This window comes from Azospirillum formosense (assembly GCF_040500525.1).
GTDB lineage: Bacteria > Pseudomonadota > Alphaproteobacteria > Azospirillales > Azospirillaceae > Azospirillum > Azospirillum formosense_A.
Map to the genome: position 1 here is coordinate 16,977 of NZ_CP159404.1, position 26,192 is coordinate 43,168.

Consider the following 26,192-nt stretch of genomic DNA (forward strand, 5'->3'; position numbering starts at 1 on the left):
TGCCGCCATGAACATCTCCCATCCCTTCGTCGTCCGTCCGGTCGCCACCTCGCTGCTGATGCTGGCGATCCTGCTGGTGGGGGCAGTGTCCTACCGCTTCCTGCCGCTGTCGGCGCTGCCGGCGGTGGAATACCCGACGATCCAGGTCCAGACCTTCTTCCCCGGCGCCAGCCCGGAGGTGATGACCTCGTCGGTCACCGCCCCGCTGGAGCGCCAGCTCGGCCAGATGCCGGGGCTGGTCCAGATGTCCTCGGTCAGCGCCGCCGGGGCGTCGGTCATCACGCTCCAGTTCGGGCTGGAACTCAGCATCGACATCGCGGAGCAGGAGGTGCAGGCGGCCATCAACGCCGCCGGGAACCTGCTGCCTTCCGACCTGCCCGCCCCGCCGATCTACGCCAAGGTCAACCCGGCGGACGCGCCGATCCTGACGCTGGCCCTGACGTCGAAGACGCTGCCGCTGACCCAGGTGCAGGATCTGGCCGACAGCCGCTTCGCGCAGAAGCTGTCGCAGCTTCCCGGCGTCGGTCTGGTCAGCCTCAGCGGCGGGCATCGGCCGGCGGTGCGCATCCGCGCCAACGTCCAGGCGCTGGCCGCCTACGGGCTGAACATCGACGACCTGCGCAGCACCATCAACACGGCCAACATCAACTCGCCCAAGGGCACCATCGACGGGCCGACCCGCAACTACACCATCAACGCCAACGACCAGCTCCGCCGGGCCGACGAGTACAAGGACCTCGTCGTCGCCTACCGCAACGGCGCCCCGGTCCGCCTGTCCGACGTGGCCGACGTGCTGGACAGCGCCGAGAACACCCGGCTGGGCGCCTGGATGAACGACACGCCGGCCATCCTCCTGAACATCCAGCGCCAGCCCGGCGCCAACGTGATCGAGGTGGTGGACCGGGTGAAGGAGATGCTGCCCAACCTGACCGCCGCCCTGCCCGGTTCCGTCGACGTGGCCGTGCTGACCGACCGCACCGTGACCATCCGCGCCTCCGTCGAGGACGTGCAGATGGAGATGATGGTCGCCATGGGGCTGGTCGTCCTGGTGATCTTCCTGTTCCTGCGCAACATCCCGGCGACGATCATCCCCAGCCTGTCGGTGCCGCTGTCGCTGGTCGGCACCTTCGCGGTGATGTATCTGGCGGGCTTCAGCCTGAACAACCTCTCGCTGATGGCGCTGACCGTCGCGACCGGCTTCGTCGTCGACGACGCCATCGTGATGATTGAGAACATCGCCCGCCATGTGGAGCGCGGCGAATCCCCGCTCCAGGCCGCGCTGAAGGGGTCGAAGCAGATCGGCTTCACCATCGTGTCGCTGACCGTTTCGCTGATCGCGGTGCTGATCCCGCTGTTGTTCATGGGCGACGTGGTCGGCCGGCTGTTCCGCGAGTTCGCCATCACGCTGGCCGTCACCATCCTGATCTCCGCCGTCGTCTCGCTGACGCTGGTGCCGATGCTCTGCGCCAAGCTGCTGCGCCACCGCGAGCCGCGCGAGATGTCCGCCATCGCGCGGCGCAGCGAGGCGTGGTTCGACGCGGTGATCGCCGGTTACGCCCGCACGCTGCGCTGGGTGCTGGACCGCCAGGGCGCGACGCTGCTGGTCGCAGTGGGGACGCTGGCGCTGACGGTGGTGCTCTACACCGCCATTCCCAAGGGCTTCTTCCCGGCGCAGGACACCGGCCTGATCCAGGGCGTGACGGAGGCCACCCAGTCCGTCTCCTACGCCGCCATGGCGGAGCGGCAGCGGGCGCTGGCGGTGGAGGTGCTGAAGGACCCCGACGTGGTCAGCCTGTCCTCCTTCATCGGGGTGGACGGCAGCAACACCACGATGAACAGCGGGCGCCTCCTCATCAACCTGAAGCCGAAGGAGCAGCGGACGGACCATGTGGCCGACATCATCCGCCGCATCCGCCACAACACCGCGCAGGTGCCCGGAATCGAGCTGTTCATGCAGCCGGTGCAGGACCTGACCATCGACGCCACGGTCAGCCGCACCCAGTACCAGTTCGTGCTGGAGGACGCCAATCCCGAGGAGCTGCGCGTCTGGGCGCCGAGGCTGATCGACCGGCTGGCCGCAGTTCCGGAGATCACCGACGTCACCAGCAACCTTCAGGAGAAGGGGCTGTCGGCCGCCATCACCATCGACCGCGACACCGCCGCGCGCTACGGCGTCACCACGGCGGCCATCGACAACGCGCTGTACGACGCCTTCGGCCAGCGCATCGTCTCCACCATCTTCACCCAGGCCAACCAGTTCCGCGTGATCCTGGAAGCCGACCCGGACCGCATGACGGTGGACCAGCTTCTCACCTCCATTCATCTGCCCTCGGCGGGCGGCGGGCAGGTGCCGCTGGCCGCCTTCGCGCGGATGGAGGTGCGCAACGCGCCGCTCCAGATCAACCATTTCGGGCAGTTCCCGGCGGTCACCGTCTCCTTCAACCTCGCGCCGGGGGTCTCGCTGGGCGCCGCGGTCAAGGCCATCGAGGCGGCGGAGCAGGAGCTCGGCCTGCCGGCCAGCGTGCTGACCCGCTTCCAGGGCGCGGCTCTGGCCTTCCAGGCGTCGCTGGGCAACCAGCTCCTGCTGATCCTGGCCGCCATCGTCACGATGTACATCGTGCTGGGCGTCCTCTACGAGAGCTACATCCACCCGATCACGATCCTCTCCACCCTGCCCTCGGCCGGGGTGGGGGCGCTGATCGCGCTGATGCTGGCCGGGCACGACCTGGACATCATCGCCATCATCGGCATCATCCTGCTGATCGGCATCGTGAAGAAGAACGCGATCATGATGATCGACTTCGCGCTCGACGCCGAGCGGGAGGAGGGCAAGCCCCCGCGCGAGGCCATCTATCAGGCCTGCCTGCTGCGCTTCCGCCCGATCCTGATGACGACCATGGCGGCGCTGCTCGGCGCCCTGCCGCTGATGCTCGGCACCGGCACGGGATCGGAGCTGCGCCAGCCCATGGGCGTGTCCATCGTCGGCGGGCTGATCCTCAGCCAGCTTCTCACCCTCTACACCACCCCGGTCATCTATTTGGCCTTCGACCGGCTGGCAGCAAAGCTGCGCGGGCGCCCCGACGGGCAGACGGAAGGGGCCGCGCGATGAGCTGGGCGGCCAACCTGTCGGCGCCCTTCATCCGGCGGCCGGTGGCGACGACGCTGCTGACGCTCGGGCTGGCGCTGGCCGGGGCGCTGGGCTTCCTGGGGCTGCCGGTGTCGCCGCTGCCGCAGGTGGACTTCCCGACCATCTCGGTCACCGCCTCGATGCCCGGCGCCAGCCCGGAGACGATGGCGGCCAGCGTCGCGACACCGCTGGAGCGGCATCTGGCGCAGATCGCCGACGTGACGGAGATGACCTCCTCCAGCTCCGCCGGATCGACGCGCATCACGCTGCAGTTCGGGCTGAACCGCGACATCGACGGCGCGGGACGGGAGGTGCAGGCGGCCATCAACGCCGCCCGCGCCGACCTGCCGTCCAGCCTGAGGAGCAACCCGACCTACCGCAAGGTCAACCCCGCCGACGCCCCGATCATGATCCTGACCATGACCTCGGCGACGCTCAGCCAGGGGCAGCTCTACGATTCCGCGGCGACCGTGCTGCAGCAGAAACTGTCCCAGGTGGAGGGCGTCGGGCAGGTGACCATCGGCGGCAGCTCGCTGCCCGCCGTGCGGGTGGAGCTGAACCCCCGCGCCCTGTTCCAGTACGGCATCGGGCTGGAGGACGTGCGCGCCGCCATCGCGTCGGCCAACGCCAACGCCCCCAAGGGCGCCGTCGAGGACGGGGAGCTGCGCTTCCAGATCTACACCAACGACCAGGCCCGCAAGGCGGAGGAATACCGGTCCCTGGTCATCGCCTACCGCAACGGGGCGGCGGTCCGCCTGTCGGACGTGGCCGAGGTGTCGGACAGCGTGGAGGATCTGCGCAACGCCGGCATCACCAACGGCAAGCCGTCGGTCCTGCTGATGCTGAACCGCCAGCCGGCGGCCAACATCATCGAGACGGTGGACCGGGTGAAGGCCATGCTGCCGGAGCTTCGCGCCTCCATCCCCGCCGACATCGACCTGTCGGTCTCCAGCGACCGCACCACGACCATCCGCGCCTCGCTGGCCGAGGTGGAGCACACGCTGATCATCGCCGTCGGGCTCGTGGTGATGGTGGTGTTCCTGTTCCTGCGCAACGCGCGGGCGGCGCTGATCCCCAGCGTGGTGGTGCCGGTGTCGCTGGTCGCCACATTCGGCGCCATGTATCTGCTGGGCTACAGCCTGAACAACCTGTCGCTGATGGCGCTGACCATCGCCACCGGCTTCGTGGTGGACGACGCCATCGTCGTGCTGGAGAACATCGCCCGCCACATCGAGAACGGGATGTCGCGCACCCAGGCGGCGCTGCGCGGCGCGCGGGAGGTCGGCTTCACCGTCCTGTCGATGAGCGTGTCGCTGGTGGCCGTCTTCATCCCGATCCTGCTGATGGGCGGCATCGTCGGGCGGCTGTTCCGCGAATTCGCGCTGACCCTGTCCATCGCCATCCTGGTCTCGATGGTCATCAGCCTGACCACCACGCCGATGATGTGCGCCGTCCTGCTGCGCGAGCCGCGCAAGGCCAGGGAGCCGGGCCGCGCGGTGGCCGCCCTGCGCCGCTTCGGCGCCCGGATCGGCGGCGGCACGCTGCGCCTGTACGACCGCACGCTGACGGCGGCGCTCGACAACAGCCTGCTGACCATGGTGGTCTTCGCGGCGACGGTGGCGCTCAGCGTCCATCTCTTCACGATCATCCCCAAGGGCTTCTTCCCGCAGCAGGACACCGGCCGGCTGATTGGCTTCGTCGTGGCGGACCAGAGCACCTCCTTCACGCTGATGAAGGAGAAGATGGAGCGCTTCGTGGCGCTGGTGCAGGCCGACCCGGCGGTGGACACGGTGGTCGGCTACACCGGCGGCAGCCGGACCAACAGCGGCTTCATGTCCGTCTCGCTGAAGCCGCTGGCGCAGCGCGACGTCACGGCCGACGCGGTGATCGCCCGGCTGCGCGGCCAGCTGACCCAGGTTCCCGGCGCCAACCTGTACCTGTCGGTCATGCAGGACTTGCGCGCGGGCGGGCGGCAGTCCAACGCCAATTACCAGTTCACGCTTCAGGGCGACACGCTGGACGAGCTGCAGACCTGGGCGCCCCGCCTGACCCAGGCGCTCCAGCAGGTGCCGGAACTGACGGAGGTGAACTCCGACCAGCAGCAACGCGGTCTGGCGCTGGAGGTGACGGTGGACCGCGACGCCGCGGCGCGGCTGGGCCTGTCCTTCAACCAGATCAACAACACGCTCTACGACGCCTTCGGCCAGCGCTCCGCCTCGACCATCTACAACCCGCTGAACCAGTACCGCGTGATCATGGAGGTCGCCCCCCGGTACCGCGAGGACCCGGAGATGATGAAGGACATCCTCATCAGCAAATCCGGCGGGGCGGTCAGCGGAACGCAGGCGACCAGCGCCATCGCCGGCGCGGCCACGGCCGACACCGAGGCCGCGCGCAACCAGCGCATCAACCAGATCGCCGCCACCGGCCGCACCGCCGCCTCCACCGGATCGGCGCTCAGCACGGGGGTGGAGACGATGATCCCGCTCTCGGCCATCGCCCGCGTCTCGCTGGAGAACACGCCGCTGTCGGTGAATCACCAGGGGCCGTTCGTCGCCACCACCATCTCCTTCAACCTCGCCCCCGGTATCTCGCTGGGCGAGGGGCTGGCCGTCATCCGCCACACCATGGACCGGATCGGCGTGCCGACGACCATCCAGGGCAGCTTCCAGGGCACCGCGCGCGTGTTCCAGCAGTCCATCGGCGACCAGCCGGTGCTGATCCTGGCGGCGCTGCTGGCCGTCTACATCGTGCTGGGCGTGCTCTACGAGAGCTACATCCACCCGCTGACCATCCTGTCCACCCTGCCCTCCGCCGGGGTGGGGGCGCTGGTCGCGCTGATGGCGCTGGACAAGGAGCTGAGCATCATCGCGCTGATCGGCGTCATCCTGTTGATCGGCATCGTCAAGAAGAACGCGATCATGATGATCGACGTGGCGCTGGAGGCGGAGCGGAGCGAGGGGTTGGACCCGCGCACCGCGATCCACCGCGCCTGCCTGCTGCGCTTCCGCCCGATCATGATGACCACGGTCGCCGCCCTGCTGGGCGCCCTGCCGCTGGCGCTCGGCTCGGGCGACGGGGCGGAGCTGCGCCAGCCGCTGGGCATCGCCATCGTCGGCGGGCTGGTCGTCAGCCAAATGCTGACCCTCTACACGACGCCGGTCACCTACCTGTACCTCGACCGCTTCCGGCTGTGGTGCCGGCGGCGCTGGCGGCGCCCCGAGGCCAAACCATGCTGATCGCCGCAACCATCAAGTCCCTCTCCCGTCCCGGGAGAGGGTGCCCGCGACAGCGGGCGGGTGAGGGTCGCGCGAGGATCATGGCGCTGATTCTCGGCGGCACCCTCGCCCTTCCCACGCCTGTGGCGCGGGCCCCTTCCCTCTCCCGGGGCGGGAGAGGGAAATTGACGTGCGGATGGACCTGACATGACGACGATCTTCGGGCGGCGCGCCCGTCTTCTGGGCACGGCGCTCGGCACCATCACCCTGCTGTCGGCCTGCGCGGTGGGGCCGGACTACGAGCGGCCGTCCGCCGCCGTTCCGCCGGCCTACAAGGAGGCGGCCTTCAAGGACAGCGGCGTCGCCCCCGTGGCCTTCGCTCCCCCCGTCCCGCGCGAGGACGGCTGGCGCCCCGCGACCCCCGGACAAGCGGAGGCCGGACCCTGGTGGACGGTCTTCAACGATCCGGTGCTGGATGGGCTGATGCGCCGGGTCGAGGTGGACAACCAGAGCCTGAAGGCGGCGGAGGCCGCCTACCGGCAGGCCAAGGCCCTGTCGGACCAGGCGCGTTCCGGATTCTTCCCGATCCTGTCGGTCAACGGCGGCGCCGACCGGGCGGGACGCGTCGGGTCGGGCAACCGCAGCACATCCGGCGCCGTCTCCGGCACGGCGGCCAGCCGGAGCGGAACCCCGGTCACCACCTACGACGCCGGGGTGGGGGCGAGCTGGGCGCCGGACCTGTGGGGCCGCATCCGCCGCTCGGTGGAAAGCAACGACGCCAACCTCCAGGCCAGCGCCGCCGACCTCGCCGCCGCCCGCCTGTCGGCGCAGGCGCAGCTGGCCACCGCCTACGTCCAGTTCCGCGTGGCGGACGAGCGCAAGGCGCTGCTGGAGCGGGCCATCGCCGCCTACCGTCAGTCGCTGGAGATCGCCCGCAACCGCCACGCCGTGGGCACGGCGACCCTGGCCGACGTCTTCACCGCGGAAACCCAGGTCCGCTCCACCGAGTCGCAGCTCGTGGCGCTGGGCGTGCAGCGCGCCCAGTTCGAGCACGCCATGGCGGTTCTGGTCGGGCAGCCGCCCGCCGCCTTTGCTCTGGCCCCGGCGCCGCTGACCGCCGCAGTTCCGGCGATCCCGCCCGGCGTGCCTTCCGCCCTGCTGGAACGCCGGCCGGACATCGCGGCGGCGGAGCGGCAGATGGCCCAGGCCAACGCCCAGATCGGCATCGCGGAGTCGGCCTGGTACCCCGACGTGGTGCTGTCCGGCTCCCTCACCAACAGCGCGACGATCCTGCCGCGGCTGCTGCAGGCGCCCACGGCGATCTGGGCGGTCGGGGCGCAGGTCGCCCAGACCCTGTTCGACGGCGGCACGCGGACGGCCGAGGTCGAGCTGCGCCGCGCCGTCTTCGACCAGACCGTGGCGCAGTACCGCCAGACCGTGCTGACCGCCTTCCAGGAGGTCGAGGACCAGCTCGCCGCCCAGCGCATCCTGGCCCGGCAGGCCGCCGTGCAGGACGACGCGGTGCGGCTGGCGCGCGAGGCGGAGCGGCTGACACTGAACCAGTACCGGGCCGGCACCCTGCCCTACAGCAGCGTCCTGACCGCCCAGACCGCCGCCCTGTCGGACGAGGAAAGCGCCCTCTCGGTGCGGCAGAGCCGCCTGCTGGCGGCGGTGTCGCTGCTCCAGGCGTTGGGGGGCGCTCCGCCGAATTTTTAATCCGGGGAAAGGCCGGGCTACCCCTTCGGACTCTGCATCGGAAGTGGTGCGGGAAGGAGGCGGCCAGTCCTTTGAAAAAACGGGTAAAATCCGCGCGTTTTCTGACGCTGGGGGCGGTGACGGGGCTATCCCGCTGGACGGGCTAGCCCGCAATTTCAGTAACGGCACCGGGAACTTGGGATTTATCTGAGTCCCGTGCGTTCAACCCCAAAGAAAAGCAGGCGCAGCATGATCCTCGATGCTCGCTCGGTGTCCTCGGGCACCAACCTTGACGCGGACCTCTGCATCGTCGGCGCCGGCGCCGCCGGGCTCGCCATAGCCCGTGCCTTGGCCGGGTCGCGCTGGAAGATCGTCCTTCTGGAAAGCGGCGGGCTCGACCCCGACGGCCACACCCAGTCGCTCTACGCCGGAGAGAATCTCGGCCTTCCCTACGAGCGCCTGTCGACCGCGCGCAGCCGCTATTTCGGCGGCAGCACGAACTGCTGGGGCGGCTTCTGCCGGCCCTTCGAGCCGATCGACATGGAGGCGCGGCCCTGGGTGCCGAACAGCGGCTGGCCCTTCGGGCCGGAGACATTGGCCCCCTACTACGCCCGCGCCCACAGCCACCTGAACCTGCCGTCGAACATCTACGACAACGGCCATTGGGAACGGACCCTGGCGCCGGACGGGATCGAGCTTCTGCCGGTCGAGGGCGGCGCCCTGGAGAACCGGATCGCCCAGATCAGCGACCAGCCGCGCGTCGGCGTGACCTCCGTCGACGAGATCGTCCAGGCCGCGAACATCGCCTGCTACCTGAACGCCAACGTCACCGAATTCGAGACCAACGACACCGCCACGGTGGTCGAGCGGGTGCGCTGCGCCGCCCTCAGCGGCGCCCGCTTCACGGTCACCGCGCGGCAGTTCGTCCTGTGCTGCGGCGGCATCGAGAACGCCCGCCTGCTGCTGCTGTCCAACCGGGTGCAGAGCGCCGGGCTGGGCAACGGCCACGATCTGGTCGGCCGCTACTTCACCGACCACCCGCGCATCAAGGCCGGCTCGGTCCGCCTGACCGATCAGGCGCGGCACCGCCGCCTCTACGACATGACGCTGACGCTGTCGCGGCGCCGGTTGAACGCCAAGCACCTGCCCGTCTCCGCCTCTCTGTCGCCCACGGTGGAGACGCAGCGCCGGCTGGGGCTGATGAACTCGCGCAGCTATCTGGTGGCGCAGTATCACGGCGAGGCGACCGCCGGGGTGCGGGCGCTGCACGACCTGCGCATGCTGATGTCCGACCGCCGCAAGTTCGGCCACGCCGAGGGCGACCTGCGCGCCCTGCTGCGCGAGGCGGTGCCGCAGATCGCGCTGCATCTGCCGAATCTCGCCTACGCCATGTTCGACAATGTGGTGAACCCGGCCTGGGTGAGGCGCAGCTTCCTGCTGGAGACCATCGTCGAGCCGGTGCCCAACCCCGACAGCCGCGTCACCCTGGCGGCGGAGCGCGACGCGCTGGGCCTCAACCGGGCCGACACGGTCTGGCGCCTGACCGAGCAGGACCGCGACAACTTCCTGCGCACCAACGAGCTGGTGCGGACGGAGCTGACCCGCAACGGGCTGATCACGGTGACCGAGCCCGACCCGCAGGAGGCCGCCGAGCGCGCCTGGGCCGAACGCATCTCGTGGTGCTGGCACCATATGGGCACCACCCGCATGCACGACGACCCGAAGCAGGGCGTGGTGGACGCGCGCTGCAAGGTGCACGGGATGCACAACCTGTACATCGGCGGCAGCTCGGTCTTCCCCAGCATGGGCTGCGACCACCCGACCATCAACCTCGTGGCGCTGGCCTTCCGCCTCGCCGAGGAGGTGTCGGCCCAGCTGCAGCACGACCGCGCCGTCACGCTGGAGGGCCAGCAGGCGGCGTGACCCACCGGTCCGGCACGGGCTGGGAGCATTCTTCCCGCCCGCAATCCCCATTCCCGGCCCCAATCCCGGTTGACCGAGAAATCAACTCAACTACTCTGGAGCCAAGAAGGGTCCAAGGGACAAGGGACGTTGGGGACGGGTATGGCGGACGATATCGGGACGGGAAATCCGGACCTCATGCTGCGCTTTCAGGCCATGCTGGACACGGTGCCGGACGGGATCGTCATCATCGACGCCGGAGGGCGCATCCAGACCTTCAACCCGGCCTGCGAGCGGCTGTTCGGCTGGACGGCGGCCGAGGTCATCGGCCACAACGTCAAAATGCTGATGCCGCCGCCCTACCGGGAGGAGCATGACGGCTATCTGGAGCGTTACCAGCGGACGGGGGAGCGCCGGATCATCGGCATCGGGCGCGAGGTCACCGGCCTGCGCCGCGACGGCACCACCTTCCCGATGGAGCTGTCGGTCGGCGAGGCTTGGCGGGAGGCCGGCGGCGGCGGGGTCTACATCGGCATCATCCGCGACATCAGCGAGCGTAAGCGGGCCGAAACCGCCCTGCGGGAGCGCGAGGCCCGCCTGACCTCCATCCTGGAGACGGTGCCCGAGGCGATCATCGTCATCAGCGAGCGCGGGCTGATCGAGTCCTTCAGCCCGGCGGCGGAGCGGCTGTTCGGCTACGCCGCCGCCGAGGTGACGGGGCGGAACGTCAGCATGCTGATGCCCTCCCCCTACCGGGAGCAGCACGACCGTTACATGGACCATTACCTGACCACCGGCGAGCGCCGGATCATCGGCATCGGGCGGGTGGTCTCCGGCCTGCGCCGCGACGGCTCGGTCTTCCCCATGGAACTGGCGGTGGGCGAGGTGCAGCTGGCCGGGCACCGCTGCTTCACCGGCTTCATCCGCGACCTGACCGAGCGGCAGGCCACCGAGAAGCGCCTGCAGGAGCTTCAGGCCGAGCTTCTGCACGTCAGCCGGGTCAGCGCCATGGGCCAGATGGCCTCGACCCTGGCGCACGAGCTGAACCAGCCGCTGACCGCCGTCATCAACTACGCCAAGGCGGTGAAGCGCCTGCTCGACCGTCCGGACGGGGCGGACAAGGCGCGCGAGACGATGGACAAGGCCACCGCCCAGGCCGCCCGCGCCGGCCAGATCATCCGCCGCCTGCGCAACTTCATCGAGAAGGGCCAGACCGAGCACACGGTGGAAAGCATCGGCAAGGTCGTGGAGGAGGCCAGCGCCCTCGCCCTGGTCGGCGCCAAGGAGCGCGGCGTCCATGTCCGGCTGGAGATGAGCGGCGACGAGCGGCCGGTGCTGATCGACAAGATCCAGATCCAGCAGGTCGTCCTCAACCTCGTCCGAAACGCCATCGAGGCCATGGCCGAGTCGGAGATTCGGGAATTGACGGTCGCCACCGGTCCCGATCCGGAGTCGGCGGCGCTGATGCGCGTCACCGTCCGCGACACCGGCCCCGGCCTCAACGAGACCGTCCTGGCCCAGCTCTTCCAGCCCTTCGTCACCACCAAGGAGAAGGGGATGGGGCTCGGCCTGTCGATCTGCCGGTCGATCATCGAGGCCCATGGCGGCCGCCTGTGGTTGGAACCGGGGGATGGAGGGGCCACCTTTGCCTTCACCGTGCCGGTTGCCGGAGAGGATGATGCGCCCTGAGTCCCCATTGCCGCCCGAAACTCCCCCGTCGGACATGACGGTCTTCGTCCTGGACGACGACGAGGCGGTGCGCGATTCCGTCGTGATCCTGCTGGAATGCGAGGGCTTCCGGGTCGAGAGCTTCGAATCCCCCCTCGCCTTCCTGGAGTCGGACGCGCCGTCGCGCCCCGGCTGCCTGCTGGTCGATGTGCGGATGCCGCAGATGAGCGGGCTCGACGTGCAGGAGCGTCTGGTCCAGGAGGGGCGCGGCCTGCCGGTGATCGTCATGACCGGCCACGCCGACGTGCCCCTGGCGGTGCGGGCCATGAAGGCCGGGGCCGTCGACTTCGTGGAGAAGCCCTTCGACGAGCAGGCGCTGATCGGCAGCGTGAAGGCCGCCCTGGCCCGCGCGGTTCCGCTCACGGCCCCGCCGGCCGCCCAGGCGCCGACTCCGGCGCCGGCTGCTCCCGCCGTCTCCCCGGAGGTGCTGGAGCGGCTGGCCAGCCTGACGCCGCGGGAACGCGACGTGCTGCAATGGTTGGTCGAAGGCAAGTCGAACAAGGTCATCGCCTTCGAGCTGTCTATCAGCCCGCGCACGGTCGAAATCCACCGCGCCCGCGTGATGGAGAAGATGCGCGCCGACAGCCTGCCCTCGCTGGTCCGCATGGCCCTGTCCGCGGGAATCACCCCCAAAGGGGAGTGATCAGGGCCGCCGGGCGGCGCCGGCGGTGACTGATCCACATCAAAACCACGCCCGATAAGGGGAACTCCGTATTCCGGCACCGCCGGTCGGCTTCTATCTTCCCTGTAACGCCCCACGACGGGCGTCATTCCGCGTGATTTCCGATGCTGGAGGCAGTCTTGGCCGAACCGGGCGATAGCATCGTCTACATCGTCGACGACGACGAGCCGGTGCGGGACTCGATGAAGGCGCTGCTCGAAGCCTGTGCCTTCGAAGTGCGCGACTACGCGTCGTGTCAGAGTTTCATGGATCAGTACAACGGCAAGCCGTCGGGCTGCCTCGTCCTCGACCTGCACCTGCCGGTGATGAGCGGGCTGGAGTTCATCGAGCGCTTCGGGGCGAACCTGCACGGCCTGCCCGTCATCATGGTGTCGGGGCGCGGCGATCCCGCGACCTTCGCCCGCGCGCGGGAAGCCGGCGTGACCGCCTTCCTGGAAAAGCCGTTCGAAGAGGACCAGCTCCTTGACGCGGTGCAGCGCCTGCTGCCAGCCTGACCGTCCTTCTCGGTCCTGAGAGGGCCGCCGTTCCCCGGACAGGGTTCGTGAGACACCGTCCGCAGCGGAGCGCGCCCATGGCGTCCGAAGACCCCACCCCCCGCCCCTTGTCCGCGTTGGACGCCGTGCGCAGCCGCCGCAGCGTCCGCGCCTTCACCGCCGAGCCGGTGCCGCGCGCCTTGGTGGAAGAGATCCTCGCCGCCGCCAGCCGGGCGCCCAGCGGGTCGAACATCCAGCCCTGGAAAGTCCATGCGGTGGCCGGTGCTGCGCGCGAGGCGCTGTCGGCGGACCTGCGCGCCGCCCATTTCGACCCGGCGGACACCCAGGCCGGGGCGGAATACACCTATTACCCGACCCAGTGGTTCGAGCCCTATCTGGCGCGGCGCCGGAAGATCGGCTGGGACCTCTACGGCCTGCTCGGCATCGCCAAGGGCGACCGCGAGGCGATGGCCCACCAGCACGCCCGCAACTACGACTTCTTCGGCGCCCCGGTCGGGCTGTTCTTCACCATGGACCGGCGGATGGAGCAGGGAAGCTGGCTCGACGTCGGCATGTTCATGGAGAATGTGATGGTGGCGGCGCGGGGCTTCGGGCTGGACACCTGCCCGCAGGCGGCTTTCATCACCTACCACCGCATCGTCCGCCGCCATCTCGCCATCCCGGACAGCGACATCCTGCTGAGCGGCATGGCGCTGGGCCACGCCGACCCCGACGCGCCGGAAAACCGCCTGGAGACCGAGCGCGCCCCGGTCGCCGACTTCACCCGCTTCCACGGATTCTGACGCCTCCTCCCAATCCCAGAGGGGAGACGGATGCCAAGGGCACGGAGCCCTTGCGTGACGGCGCCGATTTATTTTGAAGCCCGGACGGTCGGGGCTCGCCGCCGGCCGATGCCGAACACACCGAACCGGCGACGCGGAAGAGCCATGGGCGAAGCCGACCGGAGGGCGGGGGCGCATCCGCGCCCGCCCTGAGGCGGAGTCCCGCCGGTTCAGCTCTCGCTTTCGGGGCACTCTCGAACGTCTGAAACTGACCCGATGCAGACCATCGCTGACGACCGCCTTGCGCCATTCTCCCACCAAAGCACCGTTGGCGTGGCCCTGAGGCGGTGCTATCTTGGCCCAGTATTTCAGCCTTGAGTAGCATGTCCGATCAACATACAAGTTGTGAGCGACTGAAATGAAGAATAGCATTGAAGGGTCATTCATTCCAGTCTTCGGCATCGCCCGTCGCGATCCTGGATTTATCTACATCGTAGAAGACCAGAACCGATTCAAAATTGGGAAAACGAAAGATGCAAGAGAACGAATGAAGGCAGCCAAAACATGGTTGCCGGACATGAAAATCCACGGCCATAAGCCATTTTGGAACATCAGCCACATTGAGCGATGCCTCCATGTGGGATTCAGCATCGGATGGTACGCGGGGGAATGGTTCTCGTTTGAAGACAGCAACGACCGAGACCTTCTGCTGGAAGGTTTTGCAGAGTTCTCCGACAACGATAAAGACAAAAATTCTATAAATTTTATCTACTGGTTTAATAACAATGGAATGACCGAGTTTATCATGGAGCAGAACGAGCAGCACCTGTCATTGCCAAAATTCTTGAAGCAAGAATCCTGGAACCGCAAATCGAAGGGTTAAGCGACGGTCCTCTGCGCCGAATGTTGCTGGGCGCCTATAGGGGGGCGATAACCCATAGTCAAATCTCGATGAGGTCACGCTTACCTATTCGCTCTATCCGCAACACACCACCACCGGTCGCGGCGCGACCTTCAACATGAGACTCAGTGGATGATTGAGATGGGCTGACGCTACGAGGAGGCTGTGCCCGCTCATGGCGCTGAACCGACTAAGCAACTGGCTGTCCAGGGAGCAGTCCCGATCTTGGCAACGTGGTGTCCATCCTCCAACCCGACACTGAAGGCCGCACGGGCTGAACGGAGATGCAGCTCCAACGACATCGTTCACGCTCAAAAACCCAGTCACACCCCGTTCGCGATGTGCGTTTTCGCACAGGCGTCGGCGGGCCGTGACGGCACTCTCCAGCCGCGCCGCGAAGCGCTGGCCTGACCGTTCCATCCCGGCAGGCTCCGCCCCGCGTCCCGTTTCCTGCGGCTTGGAGTGCCCCGACGATGGCTCTGCTCGATGATCTTGTGGTGCAGACCGCCCTGTTTCCCCTGGTGGTTGGCGTCGCCGCCGTCGGCGTGGTCCGTCTCGCCGGCGGGCGCACGCGGGGTCCCCGGTTGGCGGCGGCGGGTGTTGCCGCCGCCTTCCTGGCGGCCTACGCGCTGATCGTCGGCCTGCCGGCCCTGCCCCCGCCCTCCAGCATGGGCCGCCTGTTCTGGAGCGCGGTGGCCGGTCTGGTCATTGGCGTCGGCGCCGACCTCGCCGGGCTGGACCGCCGCCGTGGCACTTGGCTGCTCGGCGCCTGGGTGACGGCGGCGCTGCTGTGGATCGCCCTGCCGGTGCTGCCGGGAAGCCTGGACACCATCACCGCCGCCGTCCTGCTGCTGGCCGGCGGCTGGATCGCCCTGACGCGCAGCGCCGGTGAGGGTGAGGGGGTGGCGACGCCCGGAGTCGCCCTGCTGGCCGCCGCGGTGGCGGTGGGCGGGGTGGCTCTGGTCGGCGCCTCGGCCTCCGTCGCCCAGCTCGCCTTCGCGCTGGCCGCGGCCACCGGCGGCCTGCTGCTGTGGAACTGGCCGGTGGAGCGCCACGCCTGGGGCAACGCCGGTCAGGCGGCGTTGGGCATCCTGGTCCTGCTGGCCGCCACCCTGACCTTCTTCTCCTCCGCCCACGCCGAAGCCCTGCTGCTCGTCCTGCCGGCCTTCTTCGCCGACCGGCTGCGCGACCGCCTGCCCCTGCCGCGCACCGCCGCGGGACGGGCCATGGGCACCGTGGCGCTGACCGTCCTCGCCCTGGTGCCGGCCGCCGCCGCCGTGGGCGTCGCCTTCCTGCTCTCCGCCGGTTCCGACGTGTCCGGCTACTGACCCACCCCAGTCATCCCGTTCCATCCGACAAAGGACTCCGAATCATGAAGCGTCTTCTCTCCGCCGCCGCCCTCTCGGCCCTCGTCGCCCTGCCGCTGACCGCCCAGGCCGCCCCGGTCGCCTACAAGCTCGACCCGGCCCACACCGCCGTGGTCTTCATTGTCGACCATCTTGGCTTCGCCAAGGCCATGGGCCGCTTCAACACGGTGGCCGGCGAGCTGTCCTTCGACAAGGACGCCGCGGACAAGAGCAGCCTGTCGGTGACCATCGACACCACCAGCGTCGACACCAACCACGCCAAGCGCGACGAGCACCTGAAGTCGCCGGACTTCTTCAACGCGAAGGAGTTCCCGAAGATGACCTTCAAGAGCACGAAGATCGAGAAGACCGGCGACAAGACCGGCAAGCTGCACGGCGACCTGACCCTGCTGGGCGTCACCAAGCCGGTGGTCCTCGACGTGTCCTTCAACAAGGACGGCGTCAGCCCGGCCAGCAAGATGGACACGGTCGGCTTCTCCGCCCGCGGCACGATCAAGCGCTCCGACTTCGGCATGAAGTACGGCGTGCCGAACATCGGCGACGACATCCAGATCATCATCGAGTCCGAGGCGGTGAAGGCGTAAGGCGCGCCGTCAATCCTCCTCCGCCGCCTGCCGGACCCGCTCCCGCAGGCGGCGGGTGTCCAAGAGGACCAGCGCCCCCCGCCGCTTCTCCAGCAGCCCATCGCGCTCCAGGGCGCTCAGCTCCCGCGAGACCGCCTCGCGCCGGGTGCTGACACGGGCGGCGAGGTCGGCGTGGGGCGGCGGCGGGGAGATGGTGGCGCTGTGCTCCCCCCGCCCGTCCGGCCGGGCCAGCCGCAGCAGCTCGGCGTAGATGCGGTGGCGCACGTCCAGCGTGTTGAACTCGTTCACCCGCGTGGCGAGCTTCCGGATCTCCCCGGCCAGCAGGACCATCACCTGGTCGCAGACGTCGGGGTGGCGGTGGATGCAGTCGCGGAACAGCGGGGCGGGCATGCAGGCGACCGTGGCGTTGGTCACGGCGACGATGCCGGCGGAGCGGGCCTTGCCGTCGATGGCCGCCAGCTCGCCGAAGAACTCCCCGGCGGGGATGTCGCGCAGGATCACCGTCCGCCCGGAGATCGCGCGGATCGTCACCCGGACCAGACCGGCGGCGACGATGAAGACGTCGGTCCCCTCATCCTCGAAATCGATGATCCATTGCCCGGCCTCCACCCGGCGCCAGAGGCAGCGGTCCTCCAGCGCCCGCAGCTCGTCGGGGGACAGGGAGCGGAACAGCGCCGCCCCGGCCAGCGTTTCGGTCCGGCGCCTCATGAAGGGGAATGGGTGTCGGGCTGTGGCATGGCGCGGGATGATCTCATAGGATGCCAAGGGACGCCACGCAGAAGCCGAGACCCACAGCCCGAGTCCGCCGACCGAAATGACGACCGTCCCATCCGCCGCCCGGCCCCGTTCATGACCCGGAACCGTTCATGAAACGCCGGATCGAACGCCCGTTGCGCCTGTTCACCGGCCTGACGCTGTTCACCTTCGTCATCACCCATTTCCTCGCCCACGCCGCCGGGCTGCTGCTGCTGCCGGGGATGGAGGTGGCGCGGCGCACGCTGCTGTGGGTCTGGGACACGCTGCCGGGGCAGGCGCTGCTCGCCGGCTCCTTCATCACCCACGCCGGGCTGGGGCTGTGGGCGCTGTACCGGCGCCGCCACCTGCGCATGCCCGCCGGGGAGGCGTGGCAGCTGGGGCTCGGCCTGTGCATCCCGCTGCTGCTGATCCCTCACGGCATGGCGGGGATGCTGTCGGACGACCTCTACAACGACCCGCTGACCTACCCGCGGGCGATCGTCCTCTACTGGATCACCGCGCCGGAAACCCTGCTGTGGCGCCAGCTCCTGCTGCTGGTGATCGTGTGGATCCACGGCTGCATCGGGGTGCGCGGCTGGCTGATGACGAAGCCCTGGTACCGGCAGCGGGCCTCGCTGCTCGGCGCCTTCGCCATGCTGCTGCCGCTGCTGGCGCTGGCCGGGATCGTCAACGCCGGCTGGGACGCCGAGCGCCGGGCGGCCGCCGATCCCGCCTATCTGGAGCAGTTCCGCCCGCCCCCCGCCGGCACGCCGGAGTCGGAGAACCGCGCCGCGCTGGCGGCGATCAGCGGCGGCGTGTTCAACACCTACGTCCTGCTGCTGGTCGGCACGCTGGGGATGCGGCAGTACCGCAACTGGCGGGCGCGGGCGACCAGCCCGGTGCGCATCGCCTATCCCGGCGGGCGCTCGGTCACCGTTCCGCGCGGGACCTCGGTGCTGGAGGCCAGCCGGGCCAACGGCATCCCGCACACCGCGCTGTGCGGCGGGCGGGGGCGCTGCTCCACCTGCCGCATCCGGGTGACCGAGGGTGCGGACGCCCTGCCGCCGCCCAACGCCACGGAACGGGCGGTGCTGGAGCGGATGAAGGCCCCGCCCGCCGTCCGCCTCGCCTGCCAGCTCCGCCCGGTGGCGCCGCTGTCGGTTACGCCGCTGATCTCGGCGCGGGACAACGGCCGCACCTTCGCCGTCACCGCCCCGATGGACAGCGGGCGGGAGCTGGCGATCACCGCCCTGTTCGTGGATTTGCGGGGATCGACCTCGCTGGCGGCGGAGCGGCTGCCCTTCGACGCGCTGTTCATCGTCACCCGCTATGTCCAGGTGGTCACGGATGCGATCCGCAAGCACGGCGGCTACGTCATCGCCATCGCGGGCGACGGGGTGATGGGCATGTTCGCGAACGAGGAGGACCCCGCGGCGGCGGCCACCAGCGCGCTGCGCGCCACCGCCGACCTGTGGCGCGACATCGAGGTGCTGAGCCGCGACCTTGCGGAGGAGCTGGACCAGCCCCTGGCCTTCGGGGCCGGGGTGCATTCCGGCCTCGCCGTGGTCGGGGCGGTGGCCTGTTCGGAGGATGGGTCGCTGCAGTTCATCGGCGACACCGGCAACGTTGCCGCGAGGCTGGAGGAGATGACCAAGACGCTGGGCGCCACCGTGGTCTTTTCCGACGCGGCCGCCGAGCTGGCGGGGCTCCAGGGGCTGGAGCGTCTGGAACGCCGTGAGGTGGCGATCCGGGGCCGCGACGGCACGCTGGGGGTGCGGACCGTCCGCCGCCAGGAGGATTTGCGGGCGCTGCTGGAGGGTGGAACCACCGTCCCCTCTCCCCCCTGGGGCGACGCTTAGGACGAGGCCGCCGCTGCGGGTGTCGGGGGTGAAGCGGATTCTTCTTTTCTCCCCCGCTCCTCCCCCCTCCCATCTCATCCCTGGATCACGCCGCGGCGACGCGCTCCAGCTTGGCGGGAAGCCCCTGGCGCACCGCCGTTCCGGCGATGGGATCGACCCAGACCGAGGCGCCCGGACGGGTCGGGTCGTGCAGGCCCAGATCGTTGATGTTCACCCCCGCCCCGATCTCCGGCACCGCCGGCTGGCTGTGGCCGCCGATGACGTGCGCCCGCGCGCCGAACTCCTTGTGGCCGAAGCCGTGCTCGACGGCCAGCACGCCGGGCATCACACCGTGCCGGACGATGGCGGTCGCCAGCTCCGACCCGCCCGGCGTGGCGATGCGGATGCGGTCGCCGGTGGCGATGCCCAGCCGCCGCGCGTCCTCCGCGTTGATGCCCACCGGGTTCTCCGGATGCAGATGGCGCAGGCGGCTGGCCGCGATGGTGTAGGCGCTGACCAGCACCGATTTCGAGCTGATGAGCTGGAAGGGCCAGTCCTCCGCCCTATGGACCTGCCGCATCGGCGTGCCGTCGGCGAAGGCCGGGGGCGTCCAGGCGGCGGTGCCGGTCCAGCGCTTGCCGGTGACGCTGCTCCGCGCCGCGCCGACCGCCTCGTTGTAGACCAGCAGCCCGTCCTTGAAGCGGTGGGTGGCCTTGTCGCCCTCGAAGCCCTCCGCCTGATTCTGGTAGCGCCCGCCGCGCGCCAGGATGAAGGCGACCTTGCGCCACTCCTCATCCTTCAGCACCGACTGGAGCGCCGGCAGGACGCGGGCGACGCCGGACAGGGCGATGTCCTCGTCCGTGGCGTCGGGCACCGGCTGCTTGCCCAGCCACGCGATGTTGGCGCCGCCGCGCAGGTACCAGTCCTCCGGCCGCTCCAGCGGATGGGTGTTCCCGTCCATGTCGGCGATGGCGTCCGGGCCGAAGCCGGGCAGGCCCAGCCGCTTCGCCAGCGCGATCAGGAAGGTCTCCATCTGGACGTGCCGGCCCTCCGGCAGCGGCTCCGTGCGCGGCGTCACCACCGGCCAGCGCGCCGTCGAGGTTTTGGTCGGCACGCCCGCCCAGGGGGACGCCCAGCCCCAGGTCTCGTACAGCACCGTGTCGGGGATGATGTAGTCGGCGAAGGCCGTGGATTCGTTGATGAAGGGATCGATGGCCACGATCAGCGGCAGCGCCTTCGGGTCGCGCAGCTTCGCCTCCACCTGGGCGCGCACGCCGGGGATGCCGTAGACCGGGTTGCTGTTCCACAGGAACAGGGCCTTCAGCGGGTACGGGTAGCCGTCCACCACGCCGCTGGTCAGATACTCGGTGGTGAGCTGCGGGGCGTTGGGATACCAGGGCGCCTTGGCCGGATAGGGCTTGCCCGCCTCCTTCTTCGCCTTGAACTCGCTGGATTTCTCATAGGGAACGGGGCGGCTGATGGCCGTGCCGGAGGGCTTCACCTGTCCGGGGAAGCTCGCCAGCTTGTAGCGCGGGCCGTCCTGCTCGTCCGGGAAGCGCCCGCCGCCGAAGATGGTCCCGCCCTTCCAGTTCAGGTTGCCGATCAGCGTGTTCAGCGTCACCACGCCGAAGGCGTTATAGAAGCCGTTGCCCGCCATCATGCCGCCGTGGGTGTTGGCGGCGGCCTTCTTGCCGTGGCTGGTGAACTCCCGCGCCAGACCGGCGATGACGTCGGCGGGGATGCCGCAGGCGTCGGCGTAGCCGGCGAGGTCGAGCTTCATCGCCTGCTCGCGCAGCAGGGTCAGGCTGGTCTTCACCGCGACGTCGCCCGCCGGGGTCACCACCGTCCCGCCATGGAACAGCGCGGCCGGTCCCATCAGGGCGTCGTGGGCCACCGGAGTCCCGCTGGGGTCGAGCACGACGAAGGCGTCCTTGGCGCCGTAGCGCTCCTTCTCGTCCAGCGTCACCCAGCCGAGGTCGGAGGCGCGCAGCATCCGCCCGTCGCGCGGGTGGCCCGCCTGCTGGATCACCAGATGGGTGGCGTTGCACCAGCCGGCCTCGCCCGCGGCCTCCGCCGCCTTGCCGTTGGGCTGGGAAAGATAGTTGGCGTCGATGCGCCCGTTCTCGAACATCCAGCGCATCATGCCCATGACCAGGGCGCCGTCGGTGCCGGGCCGGATGGGTATCCAGTTGGACCGCTCCGCCGCCGCGCGGTTGTCGGCGTTGGTCAGCACCGGGTCGACGACGACGTAGTTCAGGACGCCGTCCGTCCGCCCCTTGGCGAGCAGCATGGCCTGCCGCTTGAACGGGTTGCCGGCGTTCGACGGGGCGGTGCCGATGAACAGCACGAACTCGGCGTTCTGCAGGTCCGGCTTGGCGTGCGGCATCTTCTTGGCGTCGCCGAACACCGCCCCCGAGCCGGACCGGTAGGCGCCGCCGCAGTAGGAGCCGTGGCCGACGAAGTTGATCGTCCCCAGCGCCTGGTTGAAGAAGCGCCGCACGAAGGGCTCCCGCCCATCGTTGACCGACGACAGCAGGGCCACCTGGTTGACCTTCGGCCCCAGCTCGGGTGCGGCGGGATCGATGGGCGTCTTCAGGTCGCGCAAGGCGCGCAGGCCGGGCACCGGGCCTTCGCCGAACAGGTCGCCGCCCTCCGCGATCTCCTCCACGAGTTTGTCGAAGGCGATGGGTTCCCATTGGCCGGAGCCGCGCGGGCCGACCCGCTTCATCGGCGTGGCGACGCGGAAGGGCGAGGTCAGCATCTCCAGCGCCGCGTTGCCCCGGCCGCAGGCGGTCGAGCGGCCCTTCAGCCCCTTCTCGTCCAGCCGCGACAGCGACTTGAAGCTCTCCCTGATCGGCGTGCCGTAGGGCAGGAAGGGATCGGTCGACAGCGGGCTGTAGGGGTTGCCGGCGACGCGCAGCACCTTGTTCTTCTCCACATCCACCCGGACGCGGACGCCGCACAGCGTGGTGCAGCCGAGGCAGGCGACGTTGGCGACGATCTGGCCCGGCGTCGGGGTGAGGGCGCCGGTCGCCGGATCGACGCGGAATTCGGGGGCCGGGGCATTGCCGGAGATGGCGTGGTCGGGCTTGTCCCCGGCCCAGGCGCCCTTGACGAGCTTGCGCCCGGTGTCGGAGAAGCCAGCCGCGAAGGCGGCGAGCGCGCCGCCGGCGGCGCTGGTCTTCAGGAGGAGGCGACGGGAAATCGACATGATGGTTGCTCCGTTCACTCGGCGGCGGCCACGGTTCCGGCGGGCGCCCGGGGGGCGCGGGCCGGTCCGGGCGCCGGGCGGCGCGGGGAAGGCAGGATGGCGGTGAGGGCGATCAGCAGGAACAGCCAGAGTCCCGCCGTGCCGACGATCCCCAGCAGCCCCTCCGGGCCGGCGGGCAGCGCGTAGTCGTAGAAGCCAGCGCCGGTCTTCGGCACGGTCTGGCCGCCGATGAAGACGGTCCAGCGGAACATCCAGGCGCCGTGCAGGGCGATCAGCCCGGTCAGCAGCCCCGTCCCGGCGGGCTTGGCGACGGCGACGGCGAAGGGCAGCGCGGTGGCGGCGACGGCCCAGACGGCGGTGACGCGCCACGCTTCCGACCCGGCGACGCTGCCCAGCGCCTCCGCGTGGGTGGAGTCCAGCCCGAACAGGCCCAGCGCCAGCCACAGCGCGCCGGCCAGCATGACGCCGCCCAGGAAGCCGGCGAGCAGCCGGTTCGCCCGCACCTCCACCGCGCGGTCGTTGCCGGCGGCGAAGCGGTTCAGCACCAGCACCAGGCCGGCGGCGCCGGCCAGCGCGGTCATCAGGAACTGAACGGGCAGGAAGGGCGTGTGCCACAGCGGGCGCGCCTTGACCACCGCGACCTCCGCCCCGGTGTAGAGGGCGACCAGCAGCGCGCCGGCCAGGGCGATCAGCCCGGCGGCGCGGATCAGCGCGTCGTTGCGGCCGCCGCCCAGCGACGCCAGCCGGTAGAGCGCGGCAAGGCGGCTGTCCACTTGGCCATGCGCCTGCAACTCCTCGCGGAAGCACGCCCAGCCGTAGACCAGCAGCCCCGTGACGTAGAACGGGATGAAGACCGAGCCCCACCACATCCACGACGTCGGGCGCAGCACGACGTAGAAGTGCCAGAAGCGGCCCGGCTGGTGCAGGTCGGACAGCAGCGCCACCGGGGCGGCCAGACCGCAGGTCAGCGCCACCAGCAGGGCGATGCGCCCCAGCGCGCGCCAGTCCTCGCGGGCGAAGGCGTAGCCGGGCAGGCTGAGCAGCAGGCCGCCGACCGAAAGGCCGATCAGGAAGAAATACTGGACGGCCCAGGGAAGCCACGCGACCTCGCGGGTCACGTTGATGACCTCGACGATGTGGTTGTCCATCACGCGTGCTCCTTTTGGGCGTGGGTCTGGCTGCTGGGCTGCCAGAGCGTCGGCGTGCCGTCGACCTTGCCCTGGAAGCGGGGGTCGAGGCCGAGGTAGAAGACGCGCGGCTGGGTCCCCTGCTCCGGCTTCAGCACCTTGGGGTTCTCGTCGCGGACCAGGGCGGAGACGGTGCTGTCAGGGTCGTTCAGGTCACCGAAGATGCGCGCGCCGCCGACGCAGGTCTCCACGCAGGCGGGCAGCAGCCCGGCCTCCACGCGGTGGACGCAGAAGGTGCATTTGTCGGCGGTCTGGGTCTCGTGGTTGATGAAGCGCGCGTCGTAGGGGCAGGCCTGGACGCAGTAGGCGCAGCCGACGCAGACGGTGTTGTCCACCACGACGATGCCGTCCCGGCGCTGGAAGGTCGCGCCGGTCGGACAGACGGGGATGCACGGCGGGTCCTCGCAGTGGTTGCACAGGCGCGGCAGCATGTAGCTGCCGGCCTTGCCCTGATCGGTCACCTCGTAGGTGGAGACGATGGTGCGGAAGCTGTTTTCCGGGACATCGTTCTCCATGATGCAGGCGACCGTGCAGGCCTGGCAGCCCACGCATTTGCCCACGTCCACCACCATCGCCCAGCGGTGCGCCGGATCGCCGTCCCGGCGGAGCGACGCACCACCGGGAACCGCGGCGGCGGCGGGCATCGCCGCCACCGTCGCGGCACCGATGGTCGCGGCGCCGGCGCCGAGGCAGAAGTTGCGCCTTGATCGGTCCATGGCTGGCCTCTTCGCACCTGATTCCTTCGGCCGCGACGAACCGCGGCCCTACGGTGCGAAGGGTACCGGCGCCCTGCCCCCCTCTCCCATTGGGGGCATCCCTACACTTCTTAGGGTAAACCCCAGTGACGACATGCCGCAGGGGCCGGACCACAGTGTCCGGCGTGGATCAGCCCTTGAGCGCGTCGGCGACGGCGCGGGCCACGCCGGCGTGGATAGCGTCCCGCTCCTTGAAGCCGTCGGCCGTCTCGGTCAGGTAGCTGGCGATCAGCAGGGGCGCCCTGCCCTCCGGCCAGACGATACCGATGTCGTTGGCCGTCCCGCGCACGCCGGTGCCGGTCTTGTCGCCGACGCGCCAGCCCTTCGGCAGGCCGGCACGCAGCCGCTTGTCGCCGGTCCGGTTGGCGACCATCCAGGCGATGAGCTGCTCGCGCGACGCGGGGGTCAGCGCGTCGCCCAGCATCAGCCGCTCCATGCTGTGGACCATCGCCGCGGGTGTGGTGGTGTCGCGCGGGTCGCCGGGAATGGCGCTGTTCAGCGACGGCTCGTTGCGGTCCAGCCGGGTTTTCCGGTCGCCCAGCGTGCGCAGGAAGGCGGTCAGCCCGGCGGGGTCGCCCACCGCCGGCAGCAGCAGGTTTGCCGCCACGTTGTCGCTGAGCGTCATCGTCGCCTCGCACAGTTCGGCCACCGTGGGGGGCGGGCCGTCGAGGCGGGTTTCGGCGAAGGGCGCGTAGGGGACCATGTCCCCCTTGGTCACCCGAATGCGCCGGTCCAGCCGCTCCCGCCCCTCGTCCACTCGCTTCAGGACGGCGCCAGCCAAAAGAAATTTGAAGGTGCTGCACATCGGGAAGCGCTCGTCCGCGCGATGGCCGAAGCGCTGCCCGGTGTCGGTGTCGAGCACCGCCACGCCCAGCCGCCCGCCGCTGCGCTTTTCCAGTGCGGCGATTGCATCGGCCAGCCGCTTGTCCCCGAAATTCCTGGGTTTCTCCGCCTTCACGCCGGTTGCCGCCAGCAGCGTCACGCCGCCCGCCGCGGCCAGGAAAGCCCGCCGTCCGATCATCGTGTCCTCGTCTCATGCCGTGTCGATGGACGGACGATAAAAAGCTCCCGGCCTCCGAACAAACGATGATAGTTTTCACAAGCCACAAGAAAAACTAATAGCTGTCCATGGCCCGCCCCCAGCTTCCGCTCAACGCGCTACGCGCCTTCGAGGCGTCGGCCCGCCATCTCAGCTTCACCCGCGCCGGGCTGGAGCTGTGCGTCAGCCAAGCGGCGGTCAGCCAGCAGATCCGCACGCTCGAGGCGCGGCTGGGCGTCACCCTGTTCCGCCGCCTGCCGCGCGGCCTTGCCCTGACCGACGAGGGGGCGGCGCTGGTGCCGGTGCTGATGGACGCCTTCGAGCGCATCGGCGCGACGCTCGACCGCTTTGCCGAGGGGCGCTACCAAGAGGTGCTGACGGTCGGGGTGGTGGGGACCTTCGCCACGGGCTGGCTGCTGCCGCGCCTGCCGTCCTTCACCGCCGCGAACCCGGCGGTCGACCTGCGCATCCTGACAAACAACAACCGGGTCGATCTGGCCGGCGAGGGGCTGGACTTCGCCATCCGCTTCGGCGACGGCTCCTGGCACGGGGTGGAGGCGGTGCCGCTGCTCGACGCCCCGCTGACCCCGCTCTGCGCCCCGGCGCTGGCGCAACGGCTGTCCGCCCCGGCGGACCTCGCGCGGGAGGTGCTGCTGCGCTCCTACCGGGTCGAGGAATGGCAGCGCTGGTTCGCGCTGGCCGGGGTGACCTGCCCGGCCATCCGCGGTCCGGTCTTCGACTCCTCCCCCACCATCGCCGCCGCAGCCGCGATGGGCGCCGGGGTGGCGCTGCTGCCGGCGCGGCTGTTCGGCCATGATCTGGCCACCGACCGGCTGGTCCGCCCCTTCGCCATCGAGGTGCCGGCGGGCCGCTACTGGCTGACCCGCCTGCACTCCCGTCCCGAGACGGCGGCGATGCAGAGCTTCCGCCACTGGATCGCCGCCGCCGTCGATGCGGAGGACTAGGAC

18 protein-coding genes are annotated in these 26,192 nt (G+C 69.9%); 13 read left to right on the plus strand and 5 right to left on the minus strand.

What is annotated here, in order from left to right; all coding sequences use genetic code 11:
* Nucleotides 1-7 precede the first annotated feature (7 nt).
* From ABVN73_RS20995 to ABVN73_RS21045, 11 genes are all read left to right on the plus strand, one after another.
* A complete protein-coding gene (locus ABVN73_RS20995; RefSeq protein WP_353861150.1) occupies nt 8-3,109 on the plus strand; it encodes an MdtB/MuxB family multidrug efflux RND transporter permease subunit in 3,102 nt (1,033 codons plus the stop codon).
* Complete coding sequence (locus tag ABVN73_RS21000) at nt 3,106-6,366, plus strand: efflux RND transporter permease subunit (RefSeq protein WP_353861151.1); 3,261 nt, start codon at nt 3,106-3,108, stop codon at nt 6,364-6,366. Before ABVN73_RS20995 ends, ABVN73_RS21000 begins: the two co-directional genes overlap by 4 nt.
* A gap of 186 nt (nt 6,367-6,552) precedes the next feature.
* The gene (locus ABVN73_RS21005; RefSeq protein WP_353861152.1) at nt 6,553-8,061 is read left to right on the plus strand and encodes an efflux transporter outer membrane subunit; all 1,509 of its coding nucleotides are present in this window, start codon (nt 6,553-6,555) and stop codon (nt 8,059-8,061) included.
* Between the two features lie 228 nt (nt 8,062-8,289).
* Entirely contained in the window at nt 8,290-9,963 is a 1,674-nt protein-coding gene (locus tag ABVN73_RS21010) for a GMC family oxidoreductase (RefSeq protein ID WP_353861153.1), read from the plus strand.
* A 177-nt stretch (nt 9,964-10,140) separates the two neighbouring features.
* Complete coding sequence (locus tag ABVN73_RS21015; protein WP_353861154.1) at nt 10,141-11,631, plus strand: PAS domain S-box protein; 1,491 nt, start codon at nt 10,141-10,143, stop codon at nt 11,629-11,631.
* Nucleotides 11,632-11,665: 34 nt separating this feature from the next.
* Entirely contained in the window at nt 11,666-12,313 is a 648-nt protein-coding gene (locus tag ABVN73_RS21020) for a response regulator (RefSeq protein ID WP_137142077.1), read from the plus strand.
* Between the two features lie 143 nt (nt 12,314-12,456).
* Complete coding sequence (locus ABVN73_RS21025) at nt 12,457-12,846, plus strand: response regulator (protein WP_035683743.1); 390 nt, start codon at nt 12,457-12,459, stop codon at nt 12,844-12,846.
* Nucleotides 12,847-12,923: 77 nt separating this feature from the next.
* Entirely contained in the window at nt 12,924-13,628 is a 705-nt protein-coding gene (locus ABVN73_RS21030) for a nitroreductase (RefSeq protein ID WP_353861155.1), read from the plus strand.
* Nucleotides 13,629-14,025: 397 nt separating this feature from the next.
* On the plus strand, nt 14,026-14,490 hold the full coding sequence (locus ABVN73_RS21035) for a GIY-YIG nuclease family protein (RefSeq protein ID WP_353861156.1): 465 nt from the start codon (nt 14,026-14,028) through the stop codon (nt 14,488-14,490).
* 491 nt (nt 14,491-14,981) lie between these two features.
* Nucleotides 14,982-15,836, plus strand: a complete 855-nt coding sequence (locus ABVN73_RS21040; RefSeq protein WP_353861157.1) for a hypothetical protein — start codon at nt 14,982-14,984, stop codon at nt 15,834-15,836.
* Between the two features lie 44 nt (nt 15,837-15,880).
* The gene (locus ABVN73_RS21045) at nt 15,881-16,459 is read left to right on the plus strand and encodes a YceI family protein (protein WP_094303646.1); all 579 of its coding nucleotides are present in this window, start codon (nt 15,881-15,883) and stop codon (nt 16,457-16,459) included.
* Nucleotides 16,460-16,468: 9 nt separating this feature from the next.
* Here ABVN73_RS21045 and ABVN73_RS21050 read toward each other — a convergent pair whose 3' ends face one another.
* The gene (locus ABVN73_RS21050) at nt 16,469-17,167 is read right to left on the minus strand and encodes a Crp/Fnr family transcriptional regulator (protein WP_137142073.1); all 699 of its coding nucleotides are present in this window, start codon (nt 17,165-17,167) and stop codon (nt 16,469-16,471) included.
* 158 nt (nt 17,168-17,325) lie between these two features.
* Between ABVN73_RS21050 and ABVN73_RS21055 the strand changes: the two genes are divergently transcribed.
* On the plus strand, nt 17,326-19,053 hold the full coding sequence (locus ABVN73_RS21055) for an adenylate/guanylate cyclase domain-containing protein (RefSeq protein WP_353861158.1): 1,728 nt from the start codon (nt 17,326-17,328) through the stop codon (nt 19,051-19,053).
* A gap of 85 nt (nt 19,054-19,138) precedes the next feature.
* Here the strand turns inward: ABVN73_RS21055 and ABVN73_RS21060 are convergent, their stop codons facing one another.
* From ABVN73_RS21060 to bla, 4 genes are all read right to left on the minus strand, one after another.
* The gene (locus ABVN73_RS21060; RefSeq protein WP_353861159.1) at nt 19,139-22,243 is read right to left on the minus strand and encodes a molybdopterin dinucleotide binding domain-containing protein; all 3,105 of its coding nucleotides are present in this window, start codon (nt 22,241-22,243) and stop codon (nt 19,139-19,141) included.
* Between the two features lie 14 nt (nt 22,244-22,257).
* Complete coding sequence (gene nrfD / locus ABVN73_RS21065) at nt 22,258-23,391, minus strand: NrfD/PsrC family molybdoenzyme membrane anchor subunit (protein ID WP_353861160.1); 1,134 nt, start codon at nt 23,389-23,391, stop codon at nt 22,258-22,260.
* Nucleotides 23,391-24,146, minus strand: a complete 756-nt coding sequence (dsrO, locus tag ABVN73_RS21070; protein WP_353861161.1) for a sulfate reduction electron transfer complex DsrMKJOP subunit DsrO — start codon at nt 24,144-24,146, stop codon at nt 23,391-23,393. The genes nrfD and dsrO overlap by 1 nt, the downstream gene beginning before the upstream one ends.
* Nucleotides 24,147-24,315: 169 nt before the next feature.
* Nucleotides 24,316-25,206, minus strand: a complete 891-nt coding sequence (gene bla, locus ABVN73_RS21075) for a class A beta-lactamase (RefSeq protein ID WP_353861162.1) — start codon at nt 25,204-25,206, stop codon at nt 24,316-24,318.
* A 107-nt stretch (nt 25,207-25,313) separates the two neighbouring features.
* On the opposite strand from bla, the gene ABVN73_RS21080 reads away from it, so the two are divergent.
* A complete protein-coding gene (locus tag ABVN73_RS21080) occupies nt 25,314-26,189 on the plus strand; it encodes a LysR family transcriptional regulator (protein WP_353861163.1) in 876 nt (291 codons plus the stop codon).
* Nucleotides 26,190-26,192: the final 3 nt, after the last annotated feature.

Coding starts and splice junctions, on each gene's coding strand:
- ABVN73_RS21055 (WP_353861158.1), top strand. CDS start 17,326: ATGAAACGCCGGATCGAACGCCCGTTGCGCCTGTTCACCGGCCTGACG.
- bla (WP_353861162.1), bottom strand. CDS start 25,206: ATGATCGGACGGCGGGCTTTCCTGGCCGCGGCGGGCGGCGTGACGCTG.
- ABVN73_RS21060 (WP_353861159.1), bottom strand. CDS start 22,243: ATGTCGATTTCCCGTCGCCTCCTCCTGAAGACCAGCGCCGCCGGCGGC.
- ABVN73_RS21005 (WP_353861152.1), top strand. CDS start 6,553: ATGACGACGATCTTCGGGCGGCGCGCCCGTCTTCTGGGCACGGCGCTC.
- ABVN73_RS21030 (WP_353861155.1), top strand. CDS start 12,924: ATGGCGTCCGAAGACCCCACCCCCCGCCCCTTGTCCGCGTTGGACGCC.
- ABVN73_RS21050 (WP_137142073.1), bottom strand. CDS start 17,167: ATGAGGCGCCGGACCGAAACGCTGGCCGGGGCGGCGCTGTTCCGCTCC.
- ABVN73_RS21045 (WP_094303646.1), top strand. CDS start 15,881: ATGAAGCGTCTTCTCTCCGCCGCCGCCCTCTCGGCCCTCGTCGCCCTG.
- ABVN73_RS21025 (WP_035683743.1), top strand. CDS start 12,457: ATGCTGGAGGCAGTCTTGGCCGAACCGGGCGATAGCATCGTCTACATC.
- ABVN73_RS21040 (WP_353861157.1), top strand. CDS start 14,982: ATGGCTCTGCTCGATGATCTTGTGGTGCAGACCGCCCTGTTTCCCCTG.
- dsrO (WP_353861161.1), bottom strand. CDS start 24,146: ATGGACCGATCAAGGCGCAACTTCTGCCTCGGCGCCGGCGCCGCGACC.
- ABVN73_RS20995 (WP_353861150.1), top strand. CDS start 8: ATGAACATCTCCCATCCCTTCGTCGTCCGTCCGGTCGCCACCTCGCTG.
- ABVN73_RS21015 (WP_353861154.1), top strand. CDS start 10,141: ATGCTGCGCTTTCAGGCCATGCTGGACACGGTGCCGGACGGGATCGTC.
- ABVN73_RS21020 (WP_137142077.1), top strand. CDS start 11,666: ATGACGGTCTTCGTCCTGGACGACGACGAGGCGGTGCGCGATTCCGTC.
- nrfD (WP_353861160.1), bottom strand. CDS start 23,391: ATGGACAACCACATCGTCGAGGTCATCAACGTGACCCGCGAGGTCGCG.
- ABVN73_RS21080 (WP_353861163.1), top strand. CDS start 25,314: ATGGCCCGCCCCCAGCTTCCGCTCAACGCGCTACGCGCCTTCGAGGCG.
- ABVN73_RS21035 (WP_353861156.1), top strand. CDS start 14,026: ATGAAGAATAGCATTGAAGGGTCATTCATTCCAGTCTTCGGCATCGCC.
- ABVN73_RS21000 (WP_353861151.1), top strand. CDS start 3,106: ATGAGCTGGGCGGCCAACCTGTCGGCGCCCTTCATCCGGCGGCCGGTG.
- ABVN73_RS21010 (WP_353861153.1), top strand. CDS start 8,290: ATGATCCTCGATGCTCGCTCGGTGTCCTCGGGCACCAACCTTGACGCG.